Origin of the sequence: Streptomyces europaeiscabiei (assembly GCF_001550375.1) — a bacterium.
Classification (GTDB): Bacteria; Actinomycetota; Actinomycetes; order Streptomycetales; family Streptomycetaceae; genus Streptomyces; species Streptomyces europaeiscabiei.
Genome location: NZ_LRTR01000082.1, coordinates 1 through 7,152 on the forward strand (window position 1 = coordinate 1; position 7,152 = coordinate 7,152).

The following is a 7,152-nucleotide window of genomic DNA, read 5'->3' on the forward strand; positions in this document are numbered from 1 at the left end:
ACGATCCGGGCCATGGCCGCCGCCTCCCCGCTCGCGGCGGCGGAGAGCGCGGCGGCGACCACCGGGCGGACGGGATCGCCGGCCCGCACCGGTGTGACGAGGATGTCGATGATGCCGCCGCAGGTCAGACCGACCGCGAAGGCGTCCTCGTCGCTGTAGCCGAAGCGTTCGAGGACCGGTTCACCGTCGCTCAACGCCTGTTGGCACAGGTCGTAGACGGCGCCTTCCACGCAACCGCCGGAGACCGAACCGATCGCCGCACCGTCGGCGTCCACCGCCAGGGCGGCGCCCGGCCTTCGGGGCGCACTGCCGCCGACGGCCACCACCGTGGCCACGGCGAAGTCGCGTCCCTGCTCGACCCACCGGTGCAGCTCTTCGGCGATGTCCAGCATCTCTCGGTCTCCTTAACGAACTTGCGGACTTGCGGACTTGCGGACTTGCGGATCTGTGCGACTTGCGACCTGCGACCTGCGACCTGCGACCTGCGACCTGAAGCAAACGGACGAACTATCGGCCCTCTAGTGCACGCCCAACCAGCTCTCGATCGGATTGAGGGCGAAGAATACGAGGAAGACCGCCGTCAGACCCCACATGAACGGGCCGATCTCCCGCGCCCGGCCCTGGGCGACCTTGATGGCGACGTAGGAGACGACTCCGGCGGCGACGCCCGCGGTGATGGAGTACGTGAACGGCATGATCACGACGGTCAGGAAGACCGGGATCGCGGTGGCGCGGTCGGACCAGTCGACGTGCCGGGCGTTCATCATCATCATGGCGCCGATGACGACGAGCGCGGCGGCCGCGACCTCGCCGGGCACGATCGCCGTGAGCGGGGTGAAGAACAGGCAGGCCGCGAAGAACAGGCCGGTGACGACGGAGGAGAGACCCGTACGGGCGCCCTCGCCGACACCGGTCGCCGACTCGACGAACACGGTCTGGCCCGAGCCGCCGGCCACGCCGCCGATCGCACCGCCCGCGCCGTCGACGAACAGCGCCTTCGACAGGCCCGGCATCCGGCCCTTGTCGTCGGCGAGCCCGGCCTCGGTACCCACGCCGATGATGGTGGCCATGGCGTCGAAGAACCCGGCGAGCACGAGGGTGAAGACGATCATGCCGACCGTCATCGCGCCGACTTCGCCCCAGCCGCCGAACTCGACGTGACCGAAGAGCGAGAAGTCGGGCATCGAGACCGCGCTGCCATGCAACTCCGGTGCGCCACTGGCCCATTGCTTCGGGTCGACGACACCGAGGGAGTTGAGGATCACGGCGAGGACCGTGCCGCCGACGATGCCGAGCAGGATCGCGCCGGGGACACCCCGGGCCTGGAGCATGAAGATCGCGAGGAGGGTGACCGCGAAGAGGAGGACCGGCCAGCCGGTGAGTTCGCCGGTGGGGCCGAGGCTGACCGGGGTCGCCTTGCCCTGGTGCACGAAGCCGGCCTTGTAGAAGCCGATCAGGGCGACGAACAGGCCGATACCCATCGTGATCGCGTGCTTCAGGGCCAGCGGGATGGCGTTCATGATCATCTCGCGGAGGCCGGTGACGACCAGGAGCATGATGACCACGCCGTACATCACGCACATGCCCATCGCCTGCGGCCAGGTCATCTGGGGGGCGACCTGCGAGGCGATGACGCCGGAGACGGAGAGGCCGGCGGCGAGGGCGAGCGGAACCCTGCCGACGAAGCCCATGAGGAGGGTCGTGACGGCCGCCGCGAGCGCGGTCGCCGTGATCAGGGCCTTCTGGCCGAGGGTGGCGCCCGCGGCGTCCGGGCCGGACAGGATGAGCGGATTGAGCAGGAGGATGTACGCCATCGCCATGAAGGTGGTGACGCCGCCGCGGACTTCGCGTGCGACGGAGGATCCTCGGTGGGTGATGTGGAAGTACCGGTCGAGCGAGGGCCTGCCGGCAGGGACGCAGCGGGTGGTGCCCGTGTCGTCGGCTGTACTGCTCGGCTTCAGTGACTGCTGGGTCATGTGGGCCTTCTCCCAAGGTTCACAGGGGCACCCTGCCGTTGCACTGGGCTTCGGCGGGATTTGGGAAGGTGCCCGACCCGGGGGACGGCCCGAGACGAACGTGGTGCTTTCGGTGTGCGTTGTCGGGTGCGGGTGCGTGGGGGCTGGTCGCGCAGTTCCCCGCGCCCCTGAAAAGCAGGGGCTACGCCCCGTGCTTTTCGGCCCGCAAGAGCCGTGGGCCCTCAGGGGCGTGGGGAACTGCGCGAGAGGCCCCGACTCACCCGCACCCGAACCGCCGCCGAACCGCCCGAGCTGATGGGCGACCCGCCTGCGACTCCTACGCCGTACCCGTCAGGTGTTCCGGGCGTACCGGCGTCCTGTTCAGCTCCAGGCCCGTCGCGTTCCGAATGGCCGCGAGGACGGCCGGAGTCGACGACAGGGTCGGGGCCTCGCCGACGCCGCGCAGCCCGTACGGCGCGTGGTCGTCGGCCAGTTCGAGCACGTCGACGGGGATGGTCGGCGTGTCGAGGATCGTGGGGATGAGGTAGTCCGTGAAGGAGGGGTTGCGGACCTTCGCGGTCTTCGGGTCGACGACGATCTCCTCCATCACCGCGATGCCGAGGCCCTGCGTCGTGCCGCCCTGGATCTGGCCCACCACGGAGAGCGGGTTGAGGGCCTTGCCGACGTCCTGGGCACAGGCCAGTTCGACGACCTTGACCATGCCCAGCTCGGTGTCGACCTCGACGACCGCGCGGTGCGCGGCGAAGGAGTACTGGACGTGGCCGAAGCCCTGCCCGGTGCGCAGGTCGAAGGGCTCGGTCGGCCGGTGCCGCCACTCCGCCTCGACCTCGACGGCCTCCGCACCGAGGACGTCCACCAGGTCGGCCAGGACCTCACCGGAGTCGGTGACGACCTTGCCGCCCTCCAGGAGCAGTTCGGCGGTCGCCCAGGCGGGGTGGTACGTGCCGAACCTGCGGCGGCCCAGCTCCAGGACCTTCTCGCGGACCAGCTCGCAGCTGTTCCTGACGGCGCCGCCCGTGACGTACGTCTGACGGGACGCGGAGGTCGAACCGGCCGAACCCACCTGTGTGTTCGCCGGGTTGATGGTCACCTGGGCGACGCCCAGCTCCGTGCGGGCGATCTGCGCGTGGACGGTGATGCCGCCCTGGCCGACCTCCGCCATGGCCGTGTGGACGGTGGCGACGGGCTCGCCGCCCACCACCTCCATACGGACGCGGGCGGTCGAGTAGTCGTCGAAACCCTCGGAGAAGCCGACGTTCTTGATGCCGACCGCATAGCCGACGCCCCGGACGACACCCTCGCCGTGCGTCGTGTTGGACAGGCCGCCCGGCAGCTGTCGTACGTCCGCGGCCTCGCCCGCCGTGAGCCACTGCTGCTCGGGCGGCAGGGGCATCGCCTTGACGCGGCGCAGGAGTTCGGCGACCGGGGCCGGGGAGTCGACGGCCTGGCCGGTCGGCAGGAGGGTGCCCTGCTCCATGGCGTTGATCTGCCGGAGCTCCACCGGGTCCATACCGAGCTTCGCCGCCAGCTTGTCCATCTGCGCCTCGTACGCGAAGCACGCCTGGACCGCGCCGAAGCCACGCATGGCGCCGCAGGGCGGGTTGTTGGTGTAGAGCGCGATGGCCTCGATCTCGACGTCCTCGATGACGTACGGGCCCGCGCCGAGCGAGGCCGCGTTGCCGACGACGGCCGGGGAGGAGGACGCGTACGCGCCGCCGTCCAGGACGATGCGGGCCTTGAGGTGGGTGAGCCTGCCGTCCTTCGTGGCCCCGTGCTCGTAGTGGAGCTTCGCGGGGTGGCGGTGGACATGACCGAAGAAGGACTCGAAGCGGTTGTAGACGATCTTGACCGGCTTGCCGGTGCGCAGCGCCAGCAGGCAGGCGTGGATCTGCATCGACAGGTCCTCGCGACCGCCGAAGGCGCCGCCGACGCCGGCCAGCGTCATCCGTACCTTGTCCTCGGGCAGGCCGAGGACGGGCGCGATCTGGCTCAGGTCGGCGTGCAGCCACTGGGTGGCGACGTAGAGGTCGACGCCGCCGTCCTCCGCGGGCACCGCGAGCCCGGACTCCGGTCCCAGGAAGGCCTGGTCCTGCATGCCGAAGACGTACTCGCCCTCGACGATCACATCGGCGCGCTCGCGGGCCGCCGCCACGTCGCCGCGGACGATCGGCTGGCGGTGGACGATGTTCGGGTGAGCGACATGGCCGCTGTGGTGGTCGTCGCGGCCCTCGTGGATGAGGAGCGCGTCCGGCGCGGTCGCCGAGGCCTCGTCGGTGATGACCGGAAGTTCCCGGTACTCCACCTTGATCTTGGCGGCGGCGCGGCGGGCGGTCTCCGGGTGGTCGGCTGCGACGATCGCGACGGGCTCGCCGTGGTGGCGGACCTTGCCGTGGGCGAGGACCGGGGTGTCCCGGATCTCCAGGCCGTAGTTGCGCACCTCGGTCGGCAGGTCGTCGTACGTCATGACGGCGTGGACACCGGGTGTGGCGAGGGCCTCGGCCGTGTCGATGGAGACGATCTCGGCGTGGGCGAGCGTGGAGCGCAGGACCTGGCCCCAGAGCATGTCCTCGTGCCACATGTCGGACGAGTACGCGAACTCACCGGTGACCTTGAGGGTGCCGTCCGGGCGCAGCGTGGACTCGCCGATGCCGCCCCTGGTGCGGGAGCCCTGGGTGATGTTGGTGGGCAGGCCGGTGGTTCCCATGTTCAGACCCCTTCGGACTGCCGGGCGGCCGCGAGGCGGACCGCGTCCATGATCGTCTCGTAGCCGGTGCAGCGGCACAGGTTGCCCGACAGTGCCTCGCGGATGTCCGCGTCGCTCGGGTTGGGGGTGCGTTCCAGCATCTCGTCGGCGGCGACGAGCAGCCCCGGCGTGCAGAAGCCGCACTGGACGGCGCCGGCGTCGATGAACGCCTGCTGGATCGGCGAGAGTGTCGCACGCGGGGACACGCCGCCCCCTTCACCGGTCCGCGAGTCGGCCCCTCGGGCGGCCCACTGCCTGGCCGAGTCGAGCGAGGTCCCGCCCGCACCAGGCGTACCGCACGCACCCGACGCACAACCACCGTGCTCCGCCCGCTGCTTGGCGAAATCCGCCAGCCCCTCGACGGTGACGACCTCGCGGCCCTCCACCTGTCCGGCCGCGACCAGACACGAGCACACGGGCACCCCGTCCAGCCGGACGGTGCACGACCCGCACTCGCCCTGCTCACAGGCGTTCTTGGAGCCCGGAAGTCCCATCCGCTCCCTCAGCACGTACAGCAGGGACTCGCCCTCCCATACGTCGTCGGCTTCCTGCGGACGGCCGTTGACCGTGAAATTGACGCGCATCACGCAGCTCCCTCGGTGGCGGCGGTGCCGCGGTAGGACTCCCAGGTCCACATCAGCGTGCGGCGGGCCATGACGCCGACCGCGTGGCGGCGGTAGCTCGCGGTGCCGCGGACGTCGTCGATCGGGTTGCAGGCGCCGGCGCACAGGTCGGCGAACTGCTTGGCGACCGACGGGGTGATGATCCTGCCGTTGTCCCAGAAGCCGCCCTCGTCTAGCGCCGCGTTCAGGAACTCCTCGGCGGCCCTGGCCCGGACCGGGGTCGGCGCGGCCGAGCCGATGCCGGTCCTGACGGTGCGCGACGACGGGTGCAGGGCGAGCCCGAAGGCGCACACCGCGATCACCATGGCGTTCCGGGTGCCGACCTTGGAGTACTGCTGCGGGCCGTCCGCCTTCGCGATGTGCACGGCGCGGATCAGCTCGTCCGGCGCGAGGGCGTTGCGCTTCACTCCGGTGTAGAAGGCGTCGATGGGGATGAGCCGGGTCCCCCGTACGGACTCGGCCTCCACCTGGGCGCCCGCCGCGAGGAGGGCCGGGTGGGCGTCACCGGCCGGGGAGGCGGTGCCGAGGTTGCCGCCGACGCCGCCTCGGTTGCGGATCTGCGGGGAGGCGACCGTGTGCGACGCCAGGGCGAGGCCGGGCAGCTCGGTACGGAGGTTCTCCATGATCCGGGTGTACGGGACGGACGCGCCCAAGCGAACCGTTTCCTCGCCGACCTCCCACTCGGAGAGTTCGCCGATGCGGTTCAGGTCGAGCAGATGCTCGGGCCGACGGTGGTCGAAGTTGATCTCGACCATCACATCGGTGCCGCCGGCGATCGGCACAGCGGTGGGGTGCTCGGCCTTCGCGGCGAGCGCCTCCTCCCAGCTGGCGGGGCGAAGGAAGTCCATGTGACCGGCTCTCTTCTTCGTCTTGTGTCGTTCTCTTTGAGCCAGATCGTGTGCGGCGTGCCCGGCTCGTCCATGGGCTGTTCACGTGTCTCGGGCTTCAGTACACAGCGCCTCGCCCGCCCCGGTCAGTCACGGAATGCATGAAGGAGTTGGCTGGCCAGGGGGTGCATCTTGTAGATTCGTATGAACGGGAGCCATCAGCAACCTCTTGGTTTTCCCTTGGAAACATCCAGAACACACCCGGGGCACGGAGGGCAAGATTTCGAAAGTCCCAGGCCATTGCCCCGGACCCGCCCCGGTCTCCGATACCACCCTCCACCGGAAGCCGGGGGCACGCTCCCCGGGCGAACCGACCGTTGATTTCGAGACACCCGAACATCACGACACAAGAACGGCGGCGACGAGAAATGCGCCTGCGCGCACTGCTGGACACCGACGCGCTGGGTCTGCGGCTGCTCGGCGGCGGGGACGAGCTGGACCGCACCGTGCGCGGTGTGATGACCACCGACCTCAGGGACCCCAGCCGCTACCTCTCCGGCGGCGAGCTGGTGCTCACGGGCCTGGCCTGGCGCCGTGACGCCGCCGACTCCGAGCCCTTCGTACGGCTCCTGGCCGGCGCTGGGGTCACCGCGCTGGCGGCCGGGGAGGCGGAGCTGGGCGACATCCCGGAGGACCTCGTCGTCGCCTGCGCCCGGCACCGGCTCCCGCTCTTCGCGGTCAACGAGTCGGTGGCCTTCGCGACGATCACCGAGCACGTCGTACGACAGGTCTCCGGCGAGCGCGCCGGGGACCTGGCGGCCGTCGTGGACCGGCACCGCCGGATGATGACCTCCGGCCCGGCGGGCGGCGGCCCGGACGTGGTCCTGGACCTGCTCGGCTCCGACCTGGACCTGCGCGCCTGGGTGCTCTCCTCCGCCGGCCGGCTCGTCGCGGGCGCCGAGGACGCCGGACCCACCCTGCCC

The 7,152-nt window shown here is 70.7% G+C and carries 6 protein-coding genes; 1 reads left to right on the forward strand and 5 read right to left on the reverse strand.

All coding sequences use genetic code 11. The features are described from left to right. From AWZ10_RS03505 to AWZ10_RS03525, 5 genes are all read right to left on the reverse strand, one after another. A partial coding sequence (locus AWZ10_RS03505; protein WP_167365915.1) for an XdhC family protein occupies nucleotides 1–392 on the reverse strand: 392 nt, incomplete at its 3' end. Between the two features lie 126 nt (nucleotides 393–518). After that, nucleotides 519–1,976: an NCS2 family permease gene (locus AWZ10_RS03510; RefSeq protein WP_046705825.1), complete on the reverse strand. Its 1,458-nt coding sequence runs from the start codon at nucleotides 1,974–1,976 to the stop codon at nucleotides 519–521. A gap of 316 nt (nucleotides 1,977–2,292) precedes the next feature. After that, entirely contained in the window at nucleotides 2,293–4,680 is a 2,388-nt protein-coding gene (locus AWZ10_RS03515; protein ID WP_060890403.1) for a xanthine dehydrogenase family protein molybdopterin-binding subunit, read from the reverse strand. Between the two features lie 2 nt (nucleotides 4,681–4,682). Then, complete coding sequence (locus tag AWZ10_RS03520; RefSeq protein ID WP_046705823.1) at nucleotides 4,683–5,303, reverse strand: (2Fe-2S)-binding protein; 621 nt, start codon at nucleotides 5,301–5,303, stop codon at nucleotides 4,683–4,685. Then, on the reverse strand, nucleotides 5,303–6,190 hold the full coding sequence (locus AWZ10_RS03525) for an FAD binding domain-containing protein (RefSeq protein WP_046705822.1): 888 nt from the start codon (nucleotides 6,188–6,190) through the stop codon (nucleotides 5,303–5,305). The genes AWZ10_RS03520 and AWZ10_RS03525 overlap by 1 nt, the downstream gene beginning before the upstream one ends. A gap of 407 nt (nucleotides 6,191–6,597) precedes the next feature. Here AWZ10_RS03525 and AWZ10_RS03530 point away from each other — a divergent pair. Next, the coding region (locus AWZ10_RS03530) for a PucR family transcriptional regulator ligand-binding domain-containing protein (protein ID WP_208618439.1) at nucleotides 6,598–7,152 on the forward strand (555 nt) is incomplete at its 3' end.

Bases quoted from the DNA above. Each gene is read 5' to 3' on its own strand.
- AWZ10_RS03510 (WP_046705825.1), bottom strand. From the start codon at position 1,976: ATGACCCAGCAGTCACTGAAGCCGAGCAGTACAGCCGACGACACGGGC.
- AWZ10_RS03515 (WP_060890403.1), bottom strand. From the start codon at position 4,680: ATGGGAACCACCGGCCTGCCCACCAACATCACCCAGGGCTCCCGCACC.
- AWZ10_RS03520 (WP_046705823.1), bottom strand. From the start codon at position 5,303: ATGCGCGTCAATTTCACGGTCAACGGCCGTCCGCAGGAAGCCGACGAC.
- AWZ10_RS03525 (WP_046705822.1), bottom strand. From the start codon at position 6,190: ATGGACTTCCTTCGCCCCGCCAGCTGGGAGGAGGCGCTCGCCGCGAAG.